Annotated in this window: 25 protein-coding genes and 1 pseudogene; 8 read left to right on the top strand and 18 right to left on the bottom strand. The window is 66.9% G+C overall.

Annotated features, from left to right (window positions below; translation table 11 throughout):
• Window positions 1-122: 122 nt before the first annotated feature.
• Window positions 123-668 carry a hypothetical protein gene (locus VHP37_24075; GenBank protein HEX2829446.1) on the top strand — a complete coding sequence of 182 codons (546 nt, stop codon included), beginning with the start codon at window positions 123-125 and terminating at the stop codon, window positions 666-668.
• Window positions 669-720: 52 nt separating this feature from the next.
• Here the strand turns inward: VHP37_24075 and VHP37_24070 are convergent, their stop codons facing one another.
• From VHP37_24070 to gspG, 11 genes are all read right to left on the bottom strand, one after another.
• Entirely contained in the window at window positions 721-1,188 is a 468-nt protein-coding gene (locus VHP37_24070; protein ID HEX2829445.1) for a hypothetical protein, read from the bottom strand.
• A 190-nt stretch (window positions 1,189-1,378) separates the two neighbouring features.
• Window positions 1,379-1,924 (bottom strand): type II secretion system protein, encoded by a 546-nt coding sequence (locus VHP37_24065; GenBank protein ID HEX2829444.1) that lies wholly within the window; start codon window positions 1,922-1,924, stop codon window positions 1,379-1,381.
• Window positions 1,924-2,301: a type II secretion system protein gene (locus VHP37_24060; GenBank protein ID HEX2829443.1), complete on the bottom strand. Its 378-nt coding sequence runs from the start codon at window positions 2,299-2,301 to the stop codon at window positions 1,924-1,926. The genes VHP37_24065 and VHP37_24060 overlap by 1 nt, the downstream gene beginning before the upstream one ends.
• Window positions 2,295-2,777 carry a type II secretion system protein gene (locus tag VHP37_24055; protein HEX2829442.1) on the bottom strand — a complete coding sequence of 161 codons (483 nt, stop codon included), beginning with the start codon at window positions 2,775-2,777 and terminating at the stop codon, window positions 2,295-2,297. Before VHP37_24055 ends, VHP37_24060 begins: the two co-directional genes overlap by 7 nt.
• Window positions 2,774-4,771, bottom strand: coding sequence for a secretin N-terminal domain-containing protein (locus VHP37_24050; GenBank protein ID HEX2829441.1), 1,998 nt, complete (start codon window positions 4,769-4,771; stop codon window positions 2,774-2,776). Before VHP37_24050 ends, VHP37_24055 begins: the two co-directional genes overlap by 4 nt.
• Window positions 4,768-5,448 carry a hypothetical protein gene (locus tag VHP37_24045; protein ID HEX2829440.1) on the bottom strand — a complete coding sequence of 227 codons (681 nt, stop codon included), beginning with the start codon at window positions 5,446-5,448 and terminating at the stop codon, window positions 4,768-4,770. The genes VHP37_24050 and VHP37_24045 overlap by 4 nt, the downstream gene beginning before the upstream one ends.
• Window positions 5,445-5,969 carry a hypothetical protein gene (locus VHP37_24040; protein HEX2829439.1) on the bottom strand — a complete coding sequence of 175 codons (525 nt, stop codon included), beginning with the start codon at window positions 5,967-5,969 and terminating at the stop codon, window positions 5,445-5,447. Before VHP37_24040 ends, VHP37_24045 begins: the two co-directional genes overlap by 4 nt.
• A complete protein-coding gene (locus tag VHP37_24035; GenBank protein ID HEX2829438.1) occupies window positions 5,966-6,868 on the bottom strand; it encodes a hypothetical protein in 903 nt (300 codons plus the stop codon). The genes VHP37_24040 and VHP37_24035 overlap by 4 nt, the downstream gene beginning before the upstream one ends.
• Window positions 6,849-8,534, bottom strand: coding sequence for a GspE/PulE family protein (locus tag VHP37_24030; GenBank protein HEX2829437.1), 1,686 nt, complete (start codon window positions 8,532-8,534; stop codon window positions 6,849-6,851). The genes VHP37_24035 and VHP37_24030 overlap by 20 nt, the downstream gene beginning before the upstream one ends.
• The gene (locus VHP37_24025) at window positions 8,531-9,718 is read right to left on the bottom strand and encodes a type II secretion system F family protein (GenBank protein ID HEX2829436.1); all 1,188 of its coding nucleotides are present in this window, start codon (window positions 9,716-9,718) and stop codon (window positions 8,531-8,533) included. Before VHP37_24025 ends, VHP37_24030 begins: the two co-directional genes overlap by 4 nt.
• A gap of 21 nt (window positions 9,719-9,739) precedes the next feature.
• A complete protein-coding gene (gspG, locus tag VHP37_24020) occupies window positions 9,740-10,147 on the bottom strand; it encodes a type II secretion system major pseudopilin GspG (protein ID HEX2829435.1) in 408 nt (135 codons plus the stop codon).
• A gap of 153 nt (window positions 10,148-10,300) precedes the next feature.
• On the opposite strand from gspG, the gene VHP37_24015 reads away from it, so the two are divergent.
• The 4 genes from VHP37_24015 to VHP37_24000 all read left to right on the top strand — a co-directional run bounded on the left by VHP37_24015 (window position 10,301) and on the right by VHP37_24000 (window position 13,953).
• Window positions 10,301-10,870 carry a hypothetical protein gene (locus VHP37_24015; GenBank protein ID HEX2829434.1) on the top strand — a complete coding sequence of 190 codons (570 nt, stop codon included), beginning with the start codon at window positions 10,301-10,303 and terminating at the stop codon, window positions 10,868-10,870.
• Window positions 10,871-10,895: 25 nt separating this feature from the next.
• Window positions 10,896-11,852, top strand: a complete 957-nt coding sequence (locus VHP37_24010) for an FkbM family methyltransferase (GenBank protein HEX2829433.1) — start codon at window positions 10,896-10,898, stop codon at window positions 11,850-11,852.
• A 77-nt stretch (window positions 11,853-11,929) separates the two neighbouring features.
• On the top strand, window positions 11,930-12,925 hold the full coding sequence (locus VHP37_24005; GenBank protein HEX2829432.1) for a tripartite tricarboxylate transporter substrate binding protein: 996 nt from the start codon (window positions 11,930-11,932) through the stop codon (window positions 12,923-12,925).
• Window positions 12,926-13,188: 263 nt separating this feature from the next.
• Window positions 13,189-13,953 (top strand): hypothetical protein, encoded by a 765-nt coding sequence (locus tag VHP37_24000; GenBank protein HEX2829431.1) that lies wholly within the window; start codon window positions 13,189-13,191, stop codon window positions 13,951-13,953.
• A 45-nt stretch (window positions 13,954-13,998) separates the two neighbouring features.
• Here the strand turns inward: VHP37_24000 and VHP37_23995 are convergent, their stop codons facing one another.
• The 3 genes from VHP37_23995 to VHP37_23985 all read right to left on the bottom strand — a co-directional run bounded on the left by VHP37_23995 (window position 13,999) and on the right by VHP37_23985 (window position 16,168).
• A complete protein-coding gene (locus tag VHP37_23995; protein HEX2829430.1) occupies window positions 13,999-14,727 on the bottom strand; it encodes a PEP-CTERM sorting domain-containing protein in 729 nt (242 codons plus the stop codon).
• 178 nt (window positions 14,728-14,905) lie between these two features.
• Entirely contained in the window at window positions 14,906-15,163 is a 258-nt protein-coding gene (locus VHP37_23990; GenBank protein HEX2829429.1) for a hypothetical protein, read from the bottom strand.
• A 27-nt stretch (window positions 15,164-15,190) separates the two neighbouring features.
• The gene (locus VHP37_23985) at window positions 15,191-16,168 is read right to left on the bottom strand and encodes a tripartite tricarboxylate transporter substrate binding protein (protein ID HEX2829428.1); all 978 of its coding nucleotides are present in this window, start codon (window positions 16,166-16,168) and stop codon (window positions 15,191-15,193) included.
• Window positions 16,169-16,272: 104 nt separating this feature from the next.
• On the opposite strand from VHP37_23985, the gene VHP37_23980 reads away from it, so the two are divergent.
• From VHP37_23980 to VHP37_23970, 3 genes are all read left to right on the top strand, one after another.
• Complete coding sequence (locus VHP37_23980; protein ID HEX2829427.1) at window positions 16,273-16,539, top strand: hypothetical protein; 267 nt, start codon at window positions 16,273-16,275, stop codon at window positions 16,537-16,539.
• A 105-nt stretch (window positions 16,540-16,644) separates the two neighbouring features.
• Window positions 16,645-17,616, top strand: a complete 972-nt coding sequence (locus VHP37_23975) for an isocitrate lyase/PEP mutase family protein (protein HEX2829426.1) — start codon at window positions 16,645-16,647, stop codon at window positions 17,614-17,616.
• Window positions 17,617-17,720: 104 nt separating this feature from the next.
• Window positions 17,721-18,317, top strand: a complete 597-nt coding sequence (locus VHP37_23970) for a cytochrome b (GenBank protein HEX2829425.1) — start codon at window positions 17,721-17,723, stop codon at window positions 18,315-18,317.
• On the opposite strand, the gene VHP37_23965 is transcribed toward VHP37_23970, so the two are convergent.
• The 4 genes and pseudogenes from VHP37_23965 to mnmH all read right to left on the bottom strand — a co-directional run bounded on the left by VHP37_23965 (window position 18,318) and on the right by mnmH (window position 22,655).
• On the bottom strand, window positions 18,318-19,253 hold the full coding sequence (locus VHP37_23965; protein HEX2829424.1) for a beta-propeller fold lactonase family protein: 936 nt from the start codon (window positions 19,251-19,253) through the stop codon (window positions 18,318-18,320).
• Between the two features lie 307 nt (window positions 19,254-19,560).
• Window positions 19,561-20,943 (bottom strand): annotated as a pseudogene (locus VHP37_23960) (PhoH family protein).
• Between the two features lie 160 nt (window positions 20,944-21,103).
• Complete coding sequence (locus VHP37_23955) at window positions 21,104-21,574, bottom strand: peroxiredoxin (GenBank protein ID HEX2829423.1); 471 nt, start codon at window positions 21,572-21,574, stop codon at window positions 21,104-21,106.
• Between the two features lie 10 nt (window positions 21,575-21,584).
• Window positions 21,585-22,655 carry a tRNA 2-selenouridine(34) synthase MnmH gene (gene mnmH / locus VHP37_23950; protein ID HEX2829422.1) on the bottom strand — a complete coding sequence of 357 codons (1,071 nt, stop codon included), beginning with the start codon at window positions 22,653-22,655 and terminating at the stop codon, window positions 21,585-21,587.
• Window positions 22,656-22,707: the final 52 nt, after the last annotated feature.

The raw sequence follows: 22,707 nt of genomic DNA, 5'->3' as shown, positions 1-22,707 counted from the left end.
TTAGAGTGGTGACCGTATTGTCCGCTACTTTGCGCCGATTGACTCGCGCGCGATGCGGCTTAAGCTCTTCGGGCGCGCCGTTTCGGCCGTACATCATCATGAAACCAAAGGAGTGACCAGAGATGCTGAAGAAGACTTCGTCCGTCCTGCTCGCTGCTGTCCTGTCGTCGTTCGCCTGTGCCGCGTATGCGGATCGCTCGGAAGGCGCCGCCACCGCGCGGCAGGGAACCATGCGCTGCGGCGGGAATCACTTCCTGCGCTTGGCCGGCAGCGAGATACAGTTCACCTCGTGGGTGTTCCGCAATTTCGATTCGACGCAATCGATCACGCTCGACCGGCTGCGCGTGTTCGACGCGAACGGCGCGACGCTGTTCGACTCGGCGAGCTCGACGCTGCCGCCGTCGGAGGAAGGGAATATCGGACCCGGCAACAACGTGCTTGCCCCGAACATGACCGTGCAGTTCAACAGCGAGGACGTGCTGCCGGCCTTCCTCACGCAGCAGACGCGGCCGGTCCAGCTCGAGCTCCAGTGGTCGTCGGCGCAGAAGGTGCTGACGCTGGACGGCATCACCGTGCGTGTGTCCCGGCAACGCGATCCTTCCACCGGCGCGCAGCTCGCCGAGCGCGGGCGCCACGCGATCGACTGCCGTACGATAGCGACCCGCTGATCGCCCGCGATGGAATAACGCCGGCGCGCGCGGTGTGCGCCGGCGTTTTCTTTTATGGCTTCGGGATACCGGCGGCGAACCAGCTGCCGCCGCCGCTCACGATGAGCAGGATGGGCGTCGCGCACGGGTTCGGCAGCCCCGCGAGCTGGTCGTCGATGCGGAAGTCGCCGTTCGCCTCGAGCGGCACGAGCTGCGCGCCGACGAACGGAACGCCGCCGCAGAAGAGCGTCACGCGCACGCTCTGCCCCCCGGGCGTGCCGATGTTGTTGCCGCCGCCGAGCACGAGCCCGCGGCCGTCCACGCGCACGCGGCCGTCGGTGCGCACGTCGGCGGTGAGACGCTCGATCACCCACGGACGCCCGCCGGGCGGCACGCCGTTGACGTCGTTGACGAGACCGCCGGCCCTGAGCGGCTGCGAACCGATGCCGCCGTCGAAGCGGACGAGACGATCGTCGGCGTTCGCCGCGAACGAAGCGCCGAGCGCGAGCGACAACAGACAAAGCTTCAGTGTTGTGTTCATGCGAGCCTCCTGGGGTGTGCGTTTGCGATGCGAGTGAACGCGCGCGGCCGGCTCGCGCGCGCGCGGTCATGACGCAGCAATGCGGCGAATGCGATTCGATCCCCTTTCGCCGAATGCAAGCTGCACCGGTTAAAACACTGCGCGGCGCGCGATATTCCGCACGGGCACGGCGAATCTCGAAGAGGAACTCTTACTTGGCCGCGGGTGTGAGCGTGGCGGGAGGCGTCGAGCCTTGAGGTGGGGCAGCCTGCGGCGGCGTGGGCGCGCCGGCAGCCGGCTTGGGTGCAGCAGGCGTATAGACGAACTTCCAATCGACATACTTCGTCCCGCGCTCGAAGTCGCGATCGCGCGTCTTGAAGTTCGTGGTCTTGATCGGCGCGTCCTCCGACTTGCTGAAGACGCCCATCACGCCGCCGTCGGGCGCTTTCACGATGCCCCACTCGTTGCTGTTGGTGATCGGGTCGGCATAGAGCCGGCGGATGTAGCGTTGCGTGGCCGGCGTGCGCGGATCCTTGACGAGGTCCTGGAGCGTTGCGGGATAACGCCGCTGTCCCGCGAGGTAATAACGCTGGATCGCGAGGCGATACGAGTTGCCGACGAAGAGGAGCTCGGCTTCGCGCTCGCGCTTCGCGGCGCTGTCCCACGCGGTGCCGATCGCCATCGCGCCCACGCCCATGAACGCGACGATGAAGAGCGCGAAGAGATAGGTGAACCCGCCGCAGCGTCGCTTGCGCATCACCACTCCGAGTACGGCCTGCCGTCGGACGCGTTTCCCGGCGCGCCGCTGCGGATGTCGTAGACGGCGCCTTTCTTCGGATCGTCGGGCGGCACGACCACCCACGTCGCGCTGCTCTCGGTGATCGGATCGACGGGGAGGTTGCGCAGGTACTTGTCGTTCGCGAGCGCGTCGAGCGACTCGGGGTATTTGCCCTTGTCGGCGTAGTACTTCCCGATCGCGTCGCGCGTGACGTAGAGGTTCTCCTTCAACACCGCTTCCTTGGACTTGTCGACGCTGCCGAAGTAGCGCGGCAGCGCGATGGTGAGCAGCGTCGCGATGATCGCGAGCACGACGAGGAGCTCGATGAGCGTAAAGCCGCGGCGGCGCGTCACCATTCCCGGTAGGGCCTGCCGTTGATGCCGCGCCCCGGCGCGAGGGTGTAGACGTCGAAGACGTCGTCGCCTTCCTTGGGCTCGTCGGGCGGGCTCGCGTAGCTGCGCTTGCCCCAGGTCTGCGCGGCGCTGAGCTCGCCGTCGGTCGCCAACGGATCGCGCGGGATGCGCCGCAGGAAGTAGATCTTCTCCTTCTTCGGATTCTTCAGGTCTTCGACGCCGTCGACGAGCTCCTCGAGCCGGTGCGGGTAGCCCGATTCGTTCGGCTTCTTGAGGATGCGGCCGTCGTCGCTCGCCTGTTTGTACGCGTCGATGCCGTCGCGGAGGTCGCGCAAGCTCCGCCGCAGTTCCTGTTCTTTCGTGCGCTGGACGGTGAGGTCGGCGAGCGGCATGGCGATCGAGGCGAGCAGCGCGACGATCGCGAGCGTGATGACGAGCTCGATCAGGGTGAAGCCGTGCGCCGCGGCCGACCGCGTCATCTGGGCGGGGTCTGTACGCCGCCGAACGGCACCGGCGTGGCGCCGCTTCCCGCAGGCGGCGAGGTCGTGGGTGTCGAGGGTGTCGAAGGGCTGAACGTCGCGCCCGGCGGCGTGGTGAAAGGCTGGGGCTGCGGTCCGCTCGGCGCGGGCCCGGCGGGCGGCGGCGCGATGGGCTTCGCTTCGGGCTTGCTCTCCGGCCGTGGGGGAATGAAAGGCGTCGCAGCGCCCGGCGCCCCGGCGGAGGTTTCGGTGCCCGCGGCGAACTCGAGCGCACGCTGCTCCGGCCGGTCGAGGGTGCGCAGCAAGCGCGGCGTGATCAGGAGCACGATCTCGGTCTTGGTGCGGCTGTCGTGCGTCTGCGAGAAGAGGCGGCCCGCGACCGGCAGGTCGCCGAGGCCGGGGACGCGGTCGGCGGTTCGGCGGTCTTCGTCGCTGATGAGGCCGGCGAGCACCTGCGTTTCGCCGTCCTTGAGCCGCAGCACCGTCGCGGCGTTGCGCGTGCCGATCTGGTAGGCGACGCTGCCCGAGCCCGCGGAGCTCGTCGTGCGCACTTCCTTGACGATGTTGCTCACCTCGAGCCCCACGTTGATCGCGACCTCGTCCGCGAGGTGGATGATCGGCTCGACCTCGAGCTTCAGGCCGACGTCGAGATAGCTCACGTTCTCCGAGACGAAACCGCCCGAGGCCGCGGCGGTGGTGGTGATGACCGGCACGCGGTCGCCGATGTGGATGCGCGCCTTGCCCTTGTTCCTCACGCGGATGCGCGGGTTGGCGAGCACGTTGGTCGTGCCGTCCTGCTGCTTGAGCTGGAGCAGCAGGAGCGGGTTGTTGAAGGTGAAGCGCAGCATGTCGTTGCTGCGGTTGTGGTACTCGTCCAGCGTGATCGTGCCCGCGCCGCCCGAAGGACCGATGATGCTGGCCGACAGGAAATCGGGAAACTTCATGCCGAGGTCGAGGAGGCGGCTCCGGCCGATCTCGAGGACCTCCACTTCGAGCATGACTTCCGGATCGGCGAGGTCCTGCGCGGCGACGAGCTTCTCGGCGAGCCGGATCGCGTTCGGCGTGTCCTTGATGACGAGCATGTTGAGCTTCTCGTCGATGAAGATGTCGCGCGTCTTGACGATGGTGCGGATCATGTTCGCGGTCTGCTTCACGTCCGCGTTCGCGAGGTAGAAGCTGCGCACGACGAGCTCCTGGTGCTCCTGGAGCTTTTGCGGGGTGCGCGGGAAGACGAGGATGGTGCGCTCGTTGACGATCTTCTGCTCGAGCTGGTTGGTCGCCAGCACCAGGCGTATCACTTCCTCGGCGTTGGCGTCCTGGATGGCGATCGAGGTCCGCAGATCGCTCCTGACGTCCTTGTCGAAGACGAAGTTGATGCCGATGGCGCGCGAGATCACGTCGAAGACGGTGCGCACCGGCACGTCGCGAAGCTCGATCGTGATCGGCTTCTGCGCCGACGCCGCCAGCCGCGGCACGGTCACCGCGGGCTTGGCCGTCCGTTCCTCGAGCGTGCGCTGAAGGCGGCGCGCGTCGCGATTCTGCGGGTTCTCAATGAGCACGCGGCGCAGGAGGTCGCCGGCGTCGGCGTAGCGGCCCTGCTTGAAAGCGGTCTCGGCGTCGGTCAGCAGCGTGCGATGGCGCAGATCGCGCTCGATCTGCGCGAGACCCGTGCGGGCGCGCGCGTTCGCCTCGTCATAGCCGAGGACGCGCTTGTAGACGCTGCCGGCGATGTCGAGCTGTCCGGATTGCTGGAGCGCCTCGGCCTGCACCAGCCAGCGCGAGATGAGGATGTCGCGCTGCCTGAAATACTCCGCGCGATAGGCGTAGCGGTCGGGCTTGTCGCGCGAGGCCTTGTCGAGCAGCGCCAGCGCTTCCTCGCCGCGGCCGTCGTTGAAGAGGCTCTGCGAGTTCTTGATGACCGGATCGAAGATCTCGCACGCCGCGAGCAGCACGAGCGCCGCGGCGATGAGGGTCAGTCGGGCAAGGGAGGTCATAGCTCCGGTTCCTCTTTCGGCGGCGGCGCGGGCGGCGCGCTGCTGCGCGGTGATGCAGTGTCGCGCGCGGGCGGCGCGCTGTCGCGCGGCAACGGCGCGGACTCGCGCGGCGCGGAGAAACCCGGCGCCGCACCCGAGGCCGCGATCTCTTCGTCACCTTCGCGGCGGAAATAGACCGACAGCCGAACCTGGCCTTCGAGCTGCGTGTCGCCGACGCGCCTACGCTCGAAGCGCAGCGCGTCGATCGACGCGATCGGCATGTCGGTGAGCATGACGCCGACGAATTGCCGGATCCGGGCATATTCGCCGCGCACCGGGAAAGTCAGGCGATACGCGAACAGGCCCGAGCCGCGCGATTCGAGGCGGTATTCGCCCTGCTGTATGGAGAGTCCCGCTTCGCGCGCGACCGCGTACACGCGCTCGAGCTGCTCGGGCAGGTGGGCGACCGGCGGAAAGAGCTCGTAGAAGCGGCGCACCTCGTCGGCCTTGTCGGGTGCGCTGGACAGCTCGATCGGGGCGCGCGACTTCAGGCGCTCGGCCGCGCTGCGCTGCGCGCCGAGCTCGCGCTCGAGCGGCCGCACCGTGGAGTAGTGAAAGAACGCGCAGAAGAGCAGCACGCCGAGCGAGATCACGCCCGCCGGACCGAGCCTGTCGAGCACCGCGCGCACGGCGTTCACGGCATTCCCCTGAACGAGGCCTGCGCGGCGAACTGCACCGGACGGTTCGGATCGTCCTGCTGCACCTGGTGCGAGAGCAGGTGCACGCCCGCGAACCCGCGCGCGTCGGCGAGGCGCTTCAGGTAGTCGACCATCGCGTCCTGCGAGCGCGCTTCGGCGGTGATGCGCAGCACGCGCGACTGCGCCTCGGGCTGGAGCTGGAGGATCGCGACGTCCCTGGTGCCGGCTTTTTCGAGGGTCTCGATCAACGGGCCCCACGGCAGCGTGAGCTGCCGCACCACCGCGTCGACTTCCTTCGCCTGCTCGTCGACGCGCTGCTTGGGCACTTTCGCCAGCGGCGGACGCTTGGCCGGCAACAGGCCCTGGGTGGCCGCGTAGCGCGCGGTCTCTTCCTGCGCCTCCCGGTAGCGCTGCATCATCTCGCCGGCGACGATCAGCGACACGGCGAGCAGGGCGTAACCGGGCCAGCGCGGATGGCGGACCGTCGCCAGGTGATCGAGCTCGAGGCGGCGCGGTTTCATGCGGCGTGCAGCGCCATCGCGTAGCGCTCGCGCTCGGCGTCGGCGATGCCTTCGATGCCCGGGGGATGCAGCGTCACGAGCTGCCATGGTCCGACCGCCGTATCGTCGACTCGCGCCTCCGAGCGCGCGAGCACGGTGGTCGGAACCGGCTGCACCGGCGCGCGCTGCGCTTCGCGGTCGAGGAGGGTGAGCCAGTCGTCCGGCGCCTCGCCCGCTCTGCGCGCGCTCTGCAGCGCCTGCCAGACGTCGCCGGTGAGCAGCGCCATGCACACGCGTCCCCGCTCGGGCAGCACCAGCCAGCCGCCGCCCGCGCCGAGCCGCTCGCGCCAGCGGTTGAACGCGCACATGAGATAGGGCTGCACCGAGGCGAGCCGCGGCCGCGCCGCACCCGGAAAGATCGATTGCAGCTCGGTGATGAGCTCGCGGTCGACGGCGCTCGCGACGCGCGGGGTGCCGCGCCGCCCCGGCGTCACGCGCACGTCCCACGCGCTGGCGCGCTCGCCGTGCAGCTTCGCGAAATGAAATCGCGCCAGCGCGAGCTCTTCTTCGCGGTTGACGCCGCGCGGCGGCGCATCGACCAGCGCGTAGCGCACGAAGTGATTCGACAGGACGACGGTGACCGCGACGCGCTCGCGCTGCCACGCCTCGGAGGCGACGCGCAAGGCGGCGACCGCGCCCGCCCACGGCTCGCGGCCGTGCCCGGGATCGGCGTCGGCGGCGCCGCGCGCGATCGCGTGCGGCCGCGGCAGCGCCGCGAGCCGCACCCACGACACCGAGTCGGGCGCGAGCGCCACCAGCAGCCGGTCACGCAACAGCGGTGACACCGCCAGCTTCGCGACCCGGTCGCGCCATGCCGATCCGGTCAGCTTCGCGAGCCGCTCACGCCACAAAGGTGACACGGTTGATCTCCGAAAGCGTGGTATCGCCGCGTTTCACCGCGTCGATCGCGGCGGCGCGCAGAAAGCGCGTGCCGTAAGCCTGCGCCGCATCCTTCAGCTTGCGCATCGGCGCGCGCGTGGTGATGAGCTCGCGGATCTCGTCGTTCAGGATGAGGAGCTCGGCGATCGCGCGCCGTCCTTTGTAACCCGATCCCCGGCACTCCCGGCACCCGCGGCCGATGCGGAAGCGAAAGTCCGAGGCTTCCTGCGGGCTGATCCCCGCTTCGCGCAACTGCTCTTCGCTCGGGTGATCGTCTTCGGCGCAGGACGGGCACACCAGCCGCACCAGCCGCTGCGCGAGGATCGCGTTCAGCGCCGACACGAAGCTGTAGAGATCGACGTTCATGTGCATGAAGCGGCCGATCACGTCGAAGACGTTGTTCGCGTGCACCGTGGTGAAGACGAGGTGGCCGGTCAGCGCCGACTGCACCGCGATGTTCGCGGTGTCGGGATCGCGGATCTCGCCTACCATGATCTTGTCCGGGTCATGGCGCAATATCGAGCGCAAGCCTCTCGAGAAAGTGAGGCCTTTCTTCTCGTTGACCGGGATCTGCAGCACGCCGGGCAGCTGGTATTCGACCGGGTCCTCGATCGTGACGATCTTGTCCTGGCCGTTGTTGATCTCGGTGATCGCCGCGTACAGCGTCGTCGTCTTGCCGCTGCCGGTCGGGCCGGTGACGAGCAGCATGCCGTACGGCTCGTGCGACTGGCGTCGAAGCGCGTCGATGTCTTCCTGCTCGAAACCGAGACTGTCGAGCGAGAGCTGCTGGCGGGTCGCCTCGTACAGCGACTGCTTGTCGAGGATACGCAGCACCGCATCCTCGCCGTGGATGCTCGGCATGACCGACACGCGGAAATCCACCGCGCGGCCGCGGTCGAGCGCCTTGAAGCGTCCGTCCTGCGGCACGCGGCGCTCGGTGATGTCGAGCTCGGCCAGCACCTTGACTCGCGCGATCGCCTGCTCGGACTGCGGCACGTCGTTGATCGCCTTGATCTGGGTGAGGATGCCGTCGATACGGAACTTGATGACCAGCCCGGTCGCGACGGCTTCGAGGTGCACGTCGCTCGCGCCGAGCATCAGCGCGTCGCGCAGCGTCGAGCGCACGAGGCGCACGACCTCGCTGGTCTCCTCGCTGATCGCGCGCAAGCTGAGGTCTTCGACGCGCTCGTCGTCGGGGCCGCGCGTCTCCACGTGGGCCGGCACGGCATCGAGCGCGCGCAGCGTCTCCTCGTGGCTGGCGAGGAAAGCGACGAGGTCGCCGCGATGCACGAGGCACCACGAGAACGGCTCGGCGATGCGCTCGTCGGCCCACGCCTGCAATTCCGCCGAGAAGGGATCGTCCGCGGCCAGCCACAGCCGCCGCTCGCCCTGGAGCAGCACGCACGAGCGCTGGGTGCATTCGCTGAAAGGCAAAAGGTCGAACGCCGGCGTCGAGCGGCGAAGCTGATCCATCGCGAGCACCGGCAGGCGGAAGTTGACGCCGAGCCGCGCGATGTAGACGTCGGGCTCGTCGCCGATGCGCTCTTCGAGCACGTCGACGAGCCGGCGCTTGGACGCCGCGGCGGCCGCCCGGGCGTCCCTGATCGCCTGGTCGGGAATGCGGTCGGGAAGGGTGCGCGCGTTCATCCGAGGCTGCCCACGAGGTCGAAGATCGGCATGTACATCAGGATCACGATACCGCCGATCAGCAGTCCGATGAAAGCCATCAGCAGCGGCTCGAACAGCCGCGTGAACCACTCGATCCAGCGGCCCATCTCCTCGTCGTGGAAATGGGCGATCTTGTCCATCATCTCGCCCATGTTGCCGCTCTTTTCGCCCACGCCGAGCATGCGCAGCGCGACCGGCGTGGTCAGGCCGTGCGCGTCCAGCGATTCGGAGACGCTGCGGCCTTCGCGGATGGACCGGCTGGCGCTCCCCAGGCGGGTGCGCAGCACCGGGTGCAGGAGCTGCGAGCCCATGTCGAGGGCGGCGACGAGCGGCATGCCACCTTTCAAGAGCATCCCGATGGTGCGGTAGAAGCGCGCGAGCTGATAGACCTTCATGCGCTCGCCGATCGCCGGCAGCCGCCACATCGCGTCGCCGATCGCGGCTTTCGTGCGCGGGTTGCGAAAAGCGTAGAAGAGCGCGGCGGCGACGAGCGCGAAAAACCCCAGCGCCAGCATGCCGTGACCTTCGACGAGCTGTCCCCACGACAACAGCGCGCGCGAGACCATCGGCATCTCGGTCACGCGATCTTCGTAGATCTTGGCGAAGCGCGGCACGACGTAGAAGAGCAGGAACAGCGCGACCAGGCCGCCGACGCCGAGCAGGAGCGCCGGATAGATCGCGGCGTTGGTGACGCGCTTTTTGATCGCGTCGATCTGGTTCTGGTACGCGACGTAGCGGGCGAGCGCCTGCGGCAGATCGCTGGTGCGCTCGCTCGCCTTCACGGTCGCCACGAAGAGCGTGGGAAACACCGCGGGAAACTCGTCGAGCGCGGCGGAGAGTGTGCGGCCCTGGCGCAGGATGTCGACGACGCGCTCGAGGATCGTCCTGAAGTCGCCGCGCTTCTCTTTTTCGCCGAGCGTCTCGATCGCTTCGACGAGCGGCAGGCCCGCGTCGAGCAGCACCAGCAGCTCCTGGCTGAAAAGGAGCAGCGGAAAGCGCTCGCCGGCGCGGGTGAGCGCGATGAGCCGCGCGCGGCGGCGCACCGCGAGCACGGTGTAGCCGCGCACCAGCACCTGCTCGCGCGCGCTGCCTTCATCGAGCGCCTGGACGTCGAGCGATTCGAGGCGTCCGTCGGGGCTGATCGCGCGTAGCTCGAAGCGCATCGCGTGAGGTGAAGGCGGCGGTCAGTGATTCGTGAGGTCGGCGTTCTCGCCGTCGCCGCCGGGCTGGCCGTCCTTGCCGTACGAGACCAGGTCGTAATCGCCTTTGTCGCCGGGAATCTTGTAGAGGTAGGGCTTGCCCCACGGATCGTTCGGCACCGCCTTGCGTAAGTACGGGCCGTTCCATTTCGCCTCGTTCTGCGGCTTGGTGACGAGCGCGTTCAGGCCCGCTTCCATCGTCGGATAGCGTCCGGTGTCGAGACGGTATTGATCGAGCGCTTTTTCGAGCGCGTCCATCTGCGCTTTCGCGGCGTTCACTTCGGACTTGCCGACCTGACCGAAGTAGCGCGGCGCGACATAACCTGCGAGCAGGCCGATGATCGCGACGACCACCAACAGCTCGAGGAGCGTGAAGCCGCGCTGGGGATTCATTGTCTTAAGAATGTAGCAGTGCACCATTCCCCCTTGTGCGAGGATTATATACAGCCCCCTGTCGCGCGCCTGTGCGAGAATCGCCACCATCAAGAGCTTGCGGCAGGGCGTGAGCCCCACGACTTTGCCATGCGCATCCCGATCAGACCCGTCTTGCTGACCGCCGCCCTCGCGGGGGCGGGTGCGCTCGCGTATACCTACTCCGGCGACGAGAAAACCGCGGCGCGCAAGGCGACGGCGCACGTGGTCGCCGCGGCGACCGCTACCGCTCAGCCGGCCGCGCCCGAGCAGCCCGCCGGCCCCGCGTTGCCGACGCGCGGCGGCCTCGCCGAAACAGGCTCGTCTCTCTTCTCCAGCCATTCGTGGGAACCTCCGCCGCCGAAAGTCAAGCCGGGCCCGCCGCCGCCACCGCCGAAGCCCGTGGCGCCGCCGCTGCCGTACACGTTCGCGGGAAGGATGTTGCAGGACGGAACGGTCTACGTTTTCCTCGCGCGAGGTGACAGGATCATTACGGCGAAGCAGGGCGACACCCTCGAAGGCGTCTATCGCGTCGATTCGATCAGCGAGACGCAGGTCAGCCTGATCTACGTGCCGCTGAACGAGAAACAGACGCTCGCCGTGGTTTCATCCCTGCCGCGCGCGCTGTCGCCGTTCGCCGAGCCGCGCCCGTCGGCGCCCGCGCCGCAGCGCGCGGAAGTCGTGCCGCAATCGACGCTGCGTTGACTGCGCTCTCGGCTCGAAACCGGTCATGAGCCGGCAGGTGCGCTACGAGGTGCTCGCCGCGGCGCTCGACGCGAGCGGCATGACCGATCCGCTCGATCTTCTCGAGGCGCTGTCCGCACGCGGTCTCACCGCGCCCGGGTATCGCCACCTGCGCGCCGAAGCGATGCACGCGTTGGCCGCCCGGCTGCATCGCGCGATCCAGCTCTGCGAATTCCGCGACGACATCACGGTCCGGCCCGACGGCGTCTTTGTCGACGTGGGCGGCGTACGGATGGAGATCTCGTACACGTCGGGGTACCTGAAGAGCTCGGGCGCGGCGTGCCGCAATCAGGGCGAGGCGCTCGCGGCGGTCCTCGCAGGGAGGGGTATCGAGGTGTCGACGATGATCGACATCGGCGCGAACTTCGGCGAGATCGCGTTGTGGTTCAAGCGCGAGTTCCCGCGCGCGCGCGTCATCGCGATCGAGCCGTCGTCGCTGAACGCCCGGGTGCTCCGCACCAACGCGTCGGCACAGACTTTTTCGATCGAGGATTTCGAGATCGTGCGCAGCGCGGTGGGCGACCGTAGCGGGACGGTGGAGATCGCGGGCACGCTCGGCCCGATGGCGCGCGTCGTGCCGGACGGCACCCCGCATGCCGAACGAGTTCCATGCGAGCGCCTCGATGCGCTGCTGGACCGCTGCGGTGTCGCGAGCGCCGATTTCGTGAAGATCGACATCGAAGGCAGCGAGCCGCTGTTGCGGCAAGCGCTCATCGCACTGCGCGGGCGCGTGCGTTCGTACTACATCGAGTTCTCGCAGTTCGCGCCGCTCGCCGGTTATCGTTCACTCGCGCAGGGCCTGCTCGACGCGGGCTACGATTGTTTCGGGCAAGACGGCGCCGCGCCGCTGCGCGACGTGGCGGCGATCGAAGGTGTGACGCGGGCGGCGTTCGCCGCCGGACCGCTCGCGGTGACGAATCTCTGGTTCTTCGCGCGTGCCTGAACCGGCGTCGCGCGGGGTTCGCGGATGCTATGCTTCGCGGTCGTCGTTTCCAAAAAACATCCCGAGGAGGTTTGCCCATGAAGGAGTTCGTCGCGCGCCGGACCACGGTCTCGATCGCGCTTAGCGCAGCGTTCGCGTTTCTGCCCGCAGCGGCGTCCGCCCAGAATGCGCCCGCGTATCCCACCAAGCCCATCCGCTTCGTCATCGCGAACTCTGCCGGCGGAGGACTCGACGTCACCGCGCGGGTGACCGGGCCGACCCTCATCAAATCGATGGGCCAACAGGTGATCTACGACAACCGCGGCGGCGCGGCGGGCAGCGTTGCGGCCGAGACCGTGGCGAAGGCGCCGCCGGACGGCTACACGATGCTGATGGGCTCGATCGGCAACATCGCGGTCAATCCGCACGTGTACAAGAACCTCGCGTACGACCCGCTCAAGGATCTCGCGCCCGTCACGTTCGCGGTGTCGGGCAGCAACGTGCTCGTCGTGCACCCGACGCTGCCGGTGAAGAACGTGCAGGATCTCGTCGCGCTGCTGAAGGCGAAGCCGGGCGGTCTCACCTACGGCTCGAGCGGCAGCGGCAACGCGGGCCATCTCGCCGCGGAGCTCTTCCAGAGCATGACCAAGACCAAGATGACGCACGTGCCGTACAAGGGCGGCGCACCCGCGATGACCGCGCTGCTCGGCGGCGAGGTGCAGCTCATCTTCGCATCGCCTTCGACCGCCCAGGTGCAGGTGACGGCCGGCAAGGTGAGGGCGCTCGCGGTGACCACGCTGAAGCGCTCGCTGGTGCTGCCCGACCTGCCGACGCTCGCCGAGTCGGGGCTTCCCGGCTACGAGACCGACAACTGGTACGGCGTGATGGTGCCGGCGAAGACGCCGAAAGCCATCGTCGCGCGGCTCAACAAGGAATTCATGCACGCGCTCAACGTGCCGGAGGTCAAGGATGCGCTGCTCAAGAACGGCCTCGAAGCGCGTCCGGGCACGCCGGAGGAATTCGGCAAGTACATCCGCTCCGAGTACAGCAAATGGGGCAAGGTGATCAAGGAAGCGGGAATCGGCCAGAGCTAGGCATGCGCATTGCACATCGAGGGGTCCAGCTATCGCAGGACCTCCGATGCTCGGCTCCACACCCCGCGAATACGTGTGTGAACGCGGCTACAATGCGTCGCGTTTTTACACCGTAGATCTTTTCGGACGCACGCTCTGGGCTTGGGAACGCCGCGACCAAAGCGGCGCTGTCGTCGCGTGTTCCGAGAAGTTGTTCATGGATTACATCAGCTGTTTCTGCGACGCTCAGGGCCGGAACGGTTAAACGCAAGGCTTTGAACGTCATGGCAAAGATGTCGGCCCCGGCGCCCGATGAGCGCCGCGCTGCGCGTTCGCGCGGCACCATCGAACCCGTCCTGCGCGAACGCCCGGGCGACCGCAGGCCTGCCGATCCCGCGCTCGATCCCGATATGCAGGACCTCGTGCAGCGTTTCGAGCTCGGTTATGCCGAGCTCGCGCCGAGCGTCGAGGAGGCGGCGCGGCAGGCGCCCGCGTCCGACGCGCCGTTTCCCGAGATCCCGGATATCTTCGGCGAGCCGTCCGCGGCCCGGCCGGGCGCCGAGTCGGCGCGCGTCTTCCCGATGCCGCGCCGCGAGATCGAGGCCGTAGCGGCAACGCCTGCCTGGCCGCGCGAGACTCCGGGCGGCGATCGCGGCGGCGACGTCGATCTCGACGAGGCGATGGCGATCCTGCGTGCGTCGGAGCAGCGCGCCGCCGCGCCGCCGCGCACCGAGGTCGACGAAGAGCCGAAGAGCGCGCCGCGCGCATGGCGCAGCGACGACGTTCCGGTACAGCACGCCGACGTGCACGCCTCGCAAGTGACGCCGCGCGAGGCGCACGCGGCTTCGGCAACGTCGTGGGCGAGCCGCTCGCACGGCATGCGCACGTTCGCGCTGGTCGCCGCGGTGGCGGCGCTCGTCGTCGGCGCCGCCGCGGGTTATTTCCTCGGACGCAGCGCGTCGCTCACGACGCCGTCGGCCGTCATCGAGAGCTCGGCGCAGGGCGGCACCCAGCTCAAGCTCGATCGACAGCTCCACCTTACCAAATAAAAAAGGGCAGGCGTCACGCCTGCCCTTTTCTCAGACTGCTGCGGCTTACTTCCGCTTGCGCCTTGCCACGCCGGCGCCGAGCAGCGCCACGCCCAGCAGTGCCAGCGAGGTAGGTTCGGGCACCTGCACCGCCGTCGACGTCGACGCCAGAAGGTTGTCGCTCAGGTCGAACACCTGGAGCTGGAGGCTGTAGAGTCCTGGCGCATTGGGATTGAAGCCCGGCATGAATCCCGAATCGCCGAAGATGGGGTTGACCGACTGCTGCACACCGAACTCGCCGACCTGCGGTCCAAGTCCGCTGTCGGTGCGTTCCGTCGTGCCGTTCCAGAAGCTGTTATCGCCCCAGTTCGTGAAGACATTCAGAACGGTGAAGCTCGTGCCGGCGGTCGGATCGGTGTCGACGAGAACCTTGGCCTTGACGTCGGTCAGATTGAGTACCCCGCCGCCGCCGTGCGTATTGATCGAAAAGTCGTAGTTCCAGCGCGCCCGGTTCCCCGTCCCGCCGCAGCCTTCCGGAACACCGCACGTGCCCATCTCGGCGTTGTAAATGCCGCTGGATCCATTGATCGTCGAGCCCGCACTGAAGCGGTCCCTCGCACGTATTGCCACTTCGATGCCGTTGCTGATGTCGATCGTGAAGTCGCCGTTCGGGACGCCCGTGCCGTTATAGAAACCCGGCGAGGCGATGTTGCCGTAGCTCGGCACGGCGTGAGCGGTACCGGTCGCGAGGACAGCCAGTCCTGCGGCCATCAACGTTTTTGCGATGCGAGTCATTCGGAATTCCCCTTTGTCGTTTTAGTGCCAGCGGCGGAGCATTAAGCACGACCCGGACCAGGTATAGGATTCAATGACTTAGCGATTTCGGTCGCGCCTGGTGTAAAAAGTTTCGACAGTGCGCGTACAAGAAAAGAGGCCCGTCCGAGCGGGCCTCTTGCATGTCGGTGTGCTGAGATCAGGCGTGGCCGCCGCCCGCGCCGCCGCTGGTCTCGATGACTTCGACGAGCGAGCGCAGCCAGTCGTCGACGTTGATCCGCCACTCCTCGGCCTGCGCGGGCGCGAGGCCGTTGCGGATCGCGTCGTCGTGATAGCGCGTCGCCACGTCCACTATGAACGCTTCGCGCTCGTCCCGCGGCAGCTCGACCGCTTCCATCGCCCAGTGATGGAGCTGCCCGAGGAGTCGCTCGGCGCGGCTGTCCGAATCATCGGCCAACACAATCTCCAGCCGCGCCGACGCGCGTCACTCGGCCTTGGCGCCCGAGAACTTCACGACCTTCGCCCACTTCTCGGTTTCCATCGTGTGGGTTTTCCAAAAGTCTTCGGGCGTGCCGGGAATCGTCACGCCGCCGAGATCGGCGAGCTTCGCGCGGATCCCGGCGTCGGCGAGGCCCGCGTTGATCTCCTTGTTCAGCCTCGCGACGATTTCGCGCGGAGTGCCTTTGGGCGCGCTCATGCCGAACCACGCGCTCGCTTCGTAGCCCGGCACCGTTTCGGCGACCGTCGGCACATCGGGCAGGGCGGGCGAACGCTTGGCGGTGGTGACGCCCAGCGCGCGCAGCTTGCCGCCTTTGATGTAGCCGATCGAGGACGGCATGTTGTCGAAGAGCACCTGCACCTGTCCCGCGATGAGATCGATGAGCGCCGGGCCGGAGCCTTTGTAAGGGATGTGCTGCATCTGCACGCCCGTCATCGCCTTGAACATCTCGCCCGACAGATGGACCGAGGTGCCGGCGCCGCTCGAGGCCATGTTGACCTTGCCGGGGTTCGCCTTCGCGTAGTCGATGAATTCCTTCACCGTCTTGGCCGGGAAGCTCACCGGCGTCTCCATCACGTTCGGCACGCGCATGATGCCGCCGACCGGATCCATGTCGCGCAGGAAGTTGAACGACAGCTTTTGATAGAGCGTCGCGTTGATCGCGTTCGCCGGATTGACGAGGAACACGGTGTAACCGTCGGGGGCGGAGCGGATCGCCATCTCGGTGCCGATGTTGTTGCCGGCGCCGGGACGATTGTCGACGACGACCTGCTGGCCGAGGCGATGGGTGAGCCAGTCCGCCATGATGCGCGCGGTGATGTCGGTCGTACCCGCGGGCGTATACGGCACGATCCAGCGTACGGGACGGCTCGGGTAGTTGTCGGCGGCTGTGGCGGCGCCTTGCGCTCCAAGGCTTGCGACGCACGCGAGAGTGATTGCGGCCAGCGGCGTTCCGATGCGCATTACTCCATCCTCCTCGTTGAATTTTCAGGCGAAAAATTATGGCATAGTCGGGACCCCACGGAGGCGCGGCGATGTTCGAATATTTTCCCGACAACTAGAAGATCGTGCGGCAGATGACGCTGGAAGGCGTCGCCGACAAGATCACGTGCCCGCTGCCGGCGATCCACGGCGAGAACGACCGGCAGGTGCCGCTGTGGCACGCCGAGAAGACGATCGCCGCGGCGGTGAACAGCCCCGACGCCGAGCTCAAGGTGTGCCGCCTCGCCGACGGCGCGGCGGAGCACTGCGGCGCGGACAACGGTCCGCTGATCGTGGATTACATGACCGACGGGGTCGCCGAGAAGCCCGGCGCGTTGCCTGCTGGTGTCTGAATGGATCGTCATTCCGGACGCGCGTAGCGCGATCCGGAATCCATTTTGACTTTGACTTTTTTGACGATGGATTCCCGCCTTCGCGGGAATGACGGAGGTTTGGAAATGAAGTGTTCCACAGTACTGCGGCGGCTCTTGAACGAGCCCGGCTGCCTGACGACCATCTGGGGCGGCGCCGCGCATCACGCGCAGCTCGCGGAATACGCGGGCTTCAAGGCGTTCGGCATCTCGGGCTCGAAGACCTCGAGCTGGATCTACGGCATGCCCGACGCCGGTTACATCACGCAGACCGAGCTCGTCGAGAACGTGCGCAACATCTGCAACGCGGTGAAGATCCCGGTCATCGTCGATGCCGACACCGGCCATGGCAATGCGCTCGGCGCGCGCCGCACGGTGGATCTGCTCATCAAGGCCGGCGCCGCGGGCTGTTTCATCGAAGACCAGAAAGCGCCCAAGCGCTGCGGCTTCGTCAAAGGCAAGCAGCTCATCTCGCTCGAGGAAGCGGTCGGCAAGTACCGTGCGGTCTGCGACTTGCGCGACGAGCTCGATCCGGACTTCATCATCATGGCGCGCACCGATGCGCGCGGCGCGGTCGGCGGCAGCCTCGACGAGGCGATCGCGCGCGCCAAGGCATACGTCGAAGCGGGCGTGGACGTGATCTACGCCGAAGCGCTGCAAAGCCGCGAAGAGATCCGCGCGATGCGCGATGCGTTGCCCGGCATCCTCTTCCGCGCCACCGAAGGCGCGATCAAGCCGCCGCTGACGCGGCGCGAGAAGGAAGAGCTCGGGCTGTGCATGACATCTATCCACGCGGCGAACGTCGCCACGGTCGCGATGTACGACTTCCTCGTCGACTTCCGCGAGCGTCAGGAAGACGCGTGGATCGATTTCCAGAACCGCACGAAGGCGCATCCCCTCGGCGGGCTGGGCGTCTTCGACCTCACCGGCTTTCCGGAAGTGGTGAAGCTCGAGGAGAAGTATCTGCCGAAGGACGAGCTGGAGAAGTACAACGCGGATTCGCTTGGAATTTACGATCCTCACACCGGCCGCAAGGGCCAGGTCGACAGCGGTTATTGAGGCGCGGTTCAGTGCTCGCCGGCGAGGTCGCGCAGCGCCTCGCCTCGCGCTAGCATATCCCCCATAACGAAGCGTCCGGACAGGCGCGGAAAAGGAGGGGATCCATGCGCTCGGCGTCAGTCGAAAGCTACAGCCGCACCGCCATCGTTCTGCACTGGTCGATCGCCGCGCTGGTTTTCGCGCAGCTCGCGCTCGGCTGGTGGATGGTCGACATCCCGAAGAACCCCGTCGGCGTGCGCGCGTGGTGGTTCAACCTGCACAAGTCGATCGGCATCACGATAGGGTTGCTCGTGATCTTCCGCATCCTGTGGCGGCTGACGCATCCGGCGCCGCCGCTGCCCGACACGCTGCCCGCGTGGCAGCGCGCCGCGGCGAAAGTGAGCCACGTCGGGCTCTACCTGTGCCTGCTGACGATGCCGATCACCGGTTACCTCGGCTCGAGCTTCACCAAGTACCCGATCAAGTATTTCGGTTATGCGATACCGCACTGGGGGTGGGATGCCCCGGCGCTCAAGGAGCTGACGAGCCAGATCCATTTCGGCACGGTGTGCGTCTTCATGGCGCTGATCCTGGTGCACGTGACGGCAGCGGTCAGGCACCTCGTGACGCGTGACGACCGGATCTTTCAGCGGATGTGGCGCTGGCCGGGTAAGACGGTGCAGGAGGTGCCGGCTACCCCCGCACAAGTCCCCGCACGTTAATCATTTAATCACGACTCCCCAAGGCAGGGAGCCGACCGGGATGTCGGCGATCTTCTTCTCGGCTGCGGTATCGATCACCGAGACGTTGCCGGAACGGCCGTTCGCGACGTAGAGCTTGGCGCCGTCGGGCGTGATCGCCATGTTCCACGGGCGCTGGCCGACCGGGATGGACGCGACGACCGCGTTCGACGACGTGTCGATCACCGACACCGTGCCCGATTTTCCGTTCGAGACGTACACGCGCCTGCCGCTCGGGTGCATGGTCACGCCGTTGCTGAAATCCCCGCCCTTGATCGTCGCGACCACCGAGCCTGCCTTCACGTCGATGGCGTAGGTGAGGCTCGCCACCTCGCAGGCGACGTAGGCCTTGCTGCCGTCGGGCGTGAACGCGATGCCGCGCGGCCGCGGGCCGACCTTGATCGATGCGACCTGCGCGCGCTTCGCCACATCGACGACCTCGACCGTGTCGGCGTCTTCGGAGCTCACGTACAGCCACGCGCCGTCGGGACTGAACACCGCGTGCTCCGGGTTCTTGCCCTTGACCGGGATGTTCGCCACCGCCCTGGCGCTCGCGGTGTCGATCAGCGTCACGCTGTTGGTCTCCTCGATCGCGACCGCGAGCAGCCTGCCGTCGCGGGTGATGTACACGCCTTCGGGCGATTTGCCGAGCCCGACGTGCGCGGTCACGGCGCGTGTCGCAAGGTCGACGACGTGCAGCGCGCTGCTCGGCGAATCGCTGTAGTAGAGCGTGCCGGACTTCGGATGCACCGCGATGCCGCGCGGCTTGCCGCCGGTCTTGATCTCGCCGACGACGGTGTCGCCGGCGACGTCGATGATCGAGATCGTGCCCGAGCCTTCGTTGGGGACGTACGCGAAGGGTGCCGCCGCCGCGGTGAGGCTCAGCGCCGCGGCGAAGCATGCAGCGGCGGCTCTCAAGAAAAAGCCCGGCCGGGGCCGGGCGAGAGCGGGGTTACTGCTGACCCCGCGAGGAGGAAACTCATGAAGCGAGTCGATGCCATCCTCGCATGTCAATCTTTCTACAGCCTTACGGTACCACTGCATAACCAACAAAAAATTCACAGTTTCCCCCGTTTCGTACGTGGCGCCGGCAGGCGCTTAAGCGCGCCTTGCGCGCGGCGAGGCGCATCGCAGATGCGCCGAAGCAGCGGCGTAGACCTTTCCGCGTTTCGGGATTGCTTCGTCGCGCCGCTCCTCGCAATGACATTATCGCGTAAGCCCAGGGCTACAGCGCTTCCGCCGCGTAATCCGCAAGCCTCGACCGCTCGCCCCGCGTCAGCGTGATGTGCCCGCTGTGCGACCAGCCTTTCATTCGATCGACGACGTACGTGAGGCCCGAGCTGCCTTCGGTCAGATAAGGCGTATCGATCTGCGCGATGTTACCGAGGCACACGACCTTCGTCCCGGGACCCGCCCGCGTGATCATCGTCTTCATCTGCTTGGGCGTGAGGTTCTGCGCTTCGTCGATGATCAGAAACTTGTTGATGAAGGTGCGCCCGCGCATGAAGTTGAGCGACTTCACCTTGATGCGCGAGCGGATGAGGTCGCGCGTCGCCGCGCGGCCCCATTCGCCCGCTTCGTCGTCGGTCTTGTTGAGCACGTCGAGGTTGTCCTCGAGCGCGCCCATCCACGGGTTCATCTTCTCTTCCTCGGTGCCGGGGAGGAAGCCGATGTCCTCGCCGACCGGAACCGTCACGCGAGTCATGATGATCTCCGAATAGGTCTTGTGCTCGAGCGTCTGCATGAGACCGGCGGCGAGCGTGAGCAGCGTCTTGCCGGTGCCGGCCTGGCCGAGCATCGTCACGAAATCGATGTCGGGATTCATGAGCGCGTTGAACGCGAAGTTCTGCTCGCGGTTGCGCGCGATGACGCCCCAGACGTTGTTGCGCTGGTGGCTGTAGTCCTTGAGCGTCTGCAGCACCGCGGTCTTGCCGCTCACTTCCTTCACCTGCGCGTGGAACGGCTTCTCGTCGTCGAGGTAGACGAACTCGTTGACGATGAAGCTCTGGCTTAACGGTCCGCGCACGCGGTACCAGGTGGTGCCGCCCTGCTGCCACGACTCCATGTCCTTGCCGTGCTTGTCCCAGAAGTCCGCGGGCAGGGCGCGCACGCCGCTGTACAGGAGGTCGGTGTCCTCGAGGACCTTGTCGTTGAAGTAGTCCTCGGCCGGCATGCCGACCGCGCGCGCCTTGATGCGCATGTTGATGTCTTTCGACACCAGAATGACCTGCCGCTTTCCCAGCGTTTCGTGCAGGTGCATGACGACGCCGATGATCTGGTTGTCGGCCTTGCCGGTGCCGGTCGGCAGGCGCGGCGGCAGGCTGCCGTTGATCGCTTCGGTCTGGAGAAAGAGCTTGCCGGTCGCGCTCTTGTCGCCGTGGCGGTCGAGAGGGATGCCGTCGGCGATGCTCGCTTCGGCGCCGCTCACGAGCTCGTCGAGGTAGCGGCTCGCCTGGCGCGCGTTGCGCGCGACCTCGGACATGCCTTTCTTGTTGTTGTCGAGCTCTTCGAGGATCGCCATCGGGATGTAGACGTCGTGCTCCTCGAAGCGGAAGAGCGAGGTGGGATCGTGCATCAGCACGTTCGTGTCGAGCACGAAGAGCTTGGTGGAGGCGGAAGGGAGACGGGCGACATTCGATGCCGGCTTGCGTTGGATCATGTGCCTCCTGGGGCGCTGTAGCGCCAGTGTTGAGTGTTGAGTGTTAAGTGCTTAGTGAGAAGCGGGTCGGCTGCGAACCCACTCAACACTCAACACTTAACACTCAACACTATCGCGCAAGCGATTTCACGTAGTCGAGCACCTCCTGTACATGTCCCGGGACCTTCACGCCGCGCCACTCGCGTCTCACGACCCCCTCGTCGTCGATGACGAAGGTGCTGCGCTCGATGCCGCGCACCTTCTTGCCGTACATATTCTTCATCTTGATCACGTCGAAGGCCTTGCACGCGGCCTCGTCGGCGTCGGACAACAGATCGAACGGAAAGCTCATCTTCGAGCGAAAGCTCTCGTGCGACTTCATGCTGTCGCGCGAGATGCCGTACACGTCGGCGCCCGCCTGCTGGAACTCCGGATAGAGGTCGCGGAAATTCTGGCCCTCGGTGGTGCAGCCGGGCGTGTTGTCCTTGGGGTAGAAGTAGAGAACGACGATGCGGCCTTTGGCGTCCGCGAGGCGGAACGCCTTGCTCCCGGTGGCGGGTAGCGTGAATTCAGGCGCGGGTTGATCTAGCATCTTCGCGATCTATGTTGAACTAAACACCCCGCGAGCGCAACACTTCCCGCGCGACTTTCTCCACCGCGGCGTCGCTCGCGTCATGAAGCGTGAAACGCGGCGCTTCGGATAGTGCCGGGTAGTGCTTGAGCGTCGAGCGCATGTAGGCCGGATCGTAATGGCGCTGCAGCATATCTTCGACGAACTCGTCCGCTTTTTCTTCGCGCGCGAGCGCCTGCCAGCGCTGCACGGTCTCGCGCCCGTGCAGCGACGTGAGGCACTCGAGCTGCGCGATGAGCGCGTCGGGCGCCGCGACGTAATGCGCGTACTCGGCTTTCAGCAGAGCGACCCGCACGGGCAGCGGCGCGTCGATCACCAGGCAATCGTCGCTCGCCCACATCGCCGCGATCAGCGCTTCGGGGACGCGCAGCTTGCCGATCTTCTTGCTCTCCGCTTCGACGAACACCGGCCGGCTCGCGTCGAAGCGTCTCAGCGCGTCCCACACCAGGCTTTCGAACGTCTTCTGCGTGGGCTGCGGGCTGTCGGGCAGGCTGCCGAGAACCGAGCCGCGATGCGCGGCCAGCGCTTCGAGATCGAGCACCTGCGCGCCGGCGAGTCCGAGCGCGCGCAGGATGCGGCTCTTGCCGGTGCCTGTCATGCCGCAGACGACATGCCAGCGGAAGCGCGAAGGCAGGGTTTCGAGATCGGCGATGACGGCGCGGCGATACGCCTTGTAACCGCCGTCGAGCTGGCCGACGGTCCAGCCGATCTGCGCGAGCACCGCCGCGAGCGAGCCGCTGCGATTGCCGCCGCGCCAGCAGTAGACGAGCGGCCGCCAGTCCTTCGGGCGATTGAGGAAGCGCTCGCGCAGGTGGCGCGCGATATTGGCCGAGACCAGCGCCGCGCCGATCTTCTTGGCTTCGAAAGAGGATTGCTGCTTGTAGATCGTGCCGACGAGCGCTCGCTCCTCGTTGTCGAGGACGGGACAGCAGAGCGCGCCGGGGACGTGGTCTTCGGCGTACTCGCCTTCCGAGCGCACGTCGATCACCTCGTCAAACCCGGACAGTTGTGCTACGGTTACCGCAATCGGCGCGCGCCCGACGCGTTGCAACGGAGCCTCATTGGCGTTCGCTTTGGCCGCTCCAGTCGATTCCGCGCCGTCC

It is taken from the genome of Burkholderiales bacterium, assembly GCA_036262035.1.
Taxonomy (GTDB): Bacteria; Pseudomonadota; Gammaproteobacteria; order Burkholderiales; family SG8-41; genus JAQGMV01.
The sequence above is the reverse complement of the archived record's forward strand: the minus strand, read 5'-3'. Positions and strand labels throughout refer to the sequence as shown.

Coding starts and splice junctions, on each gene's coding strand:
- VHP37_24000 (HEX2829431.1), top strand. CDS start 13,189: ATGGCAAAGATGTCGGCCCCGGCGCCCGATGAGCGCCGCGCTGCGCGT.
- VHP37_24005 (HEX2829432.1), top strand. CDS start 11,930: ATGAAGGAGTTCGTCGCGCGCCGGACCACGGTCTCGATCGCGCTTAGC.
- VHP37_24030 (HEX2829437.1), bottom strand. CDS start 8,534: ATGAACGCGCGCACCCTTCCCGACCGCATTCCCGACCAGGCGATCAGG.
- gspG (HEX2829435.1), bottom strand. CDS start 10,147: ATGAATCCCCAGCGCGGCTTCACGCTCCTCGAGCTGTTGGTGGTCGTC.
- VHP37_24025 (HEX2829436.1), bottom strand. CDS start 9,718: ATGCGCTTCGAGCTACGCGCGATCAGCCCCGACGGACGCCTCGAATCG.
- VHP37_24050 (HEX2829441.1), bottom strand. CDS start 4,771: ATGACCTCCCTTGCCCGACTGACCCTCATCGCCGCGGCGCTCGTGCTG.
- VHP37_23985 (HEX2829428.1), bottom strand. CDS start 16,168: ATGCGCATCGGAACGCCGCTGGCCGCAATCACTCTCGCGTGCGTCGCA.
- VHP37_24010 (HEX2829433.1), top strand. CDS start 10,896: ATGAGCCGGCAGGTGCGCTACGAGGTGCTCGCCGCGGCGCTCGACGCG.
- VHP37_24040 (HEX2829439.1), bottom strand. CDS start 5,969: ATGAAACCGCGCCGCCTCGAGCTCGATCACCTGGCGACGGTCCGCCAT.
- VHP37_23975 (HEX2829426.1), top strand. CDS start 16,645: ATGAAGTGTTCCACAGTACTGCGGCGGCTCTTGAACGAGCCCGGCTGC.
- VHP37_24055 (HEX2829442.1), bottom strand. CDS start 2,777: ATGACGCGGTCGGCCGCGGCGCACGGCTTCACCCTGATCGAGCTCGTC.
- VHP37_23995 (HEX2829430.1), bottom strand. CDS start 14,727: ATGACTCGCATCGCAAAAACGTTGATGGCCGCAGGACTGGCTGTCCTC.
- VHP37_24070 (HEX2829445.1), bottom strand. CDS start 1,188: ATGAACACAACACTGAAGCTTTGTCTGTTGTCGCTCGCGCTCGGCGCT.
- VHP37_24075 (HEX2829446.1), top strand. CDS start 123: ATGCTGAAGAAGACTTCGTCCGTCCTGCTCGCTGCTGTCCTGTCGTCG.
- VHP37_24065 (HEX2829444.1), bottom strand. CDS start 1,924: ATGCGCAAGCGACGCTGCGGCGGGTTCACCTATCTCTTCGCGCTCTTC.
- VHP37_23970 (HEX2829425.1), top strand. CDS start 17,721: ATGCGCTCGGCGTCAGTCGAAAGCTACAGCCGCACCGCCATCGTTCTG.
- VHP37_24060 (HEX2829443.1), bottom strand. CDS start 2,301: ATGGTGACGCGCCGCCGCGGCTTTACGCTCATCGAGCTCCTCGTCGTG.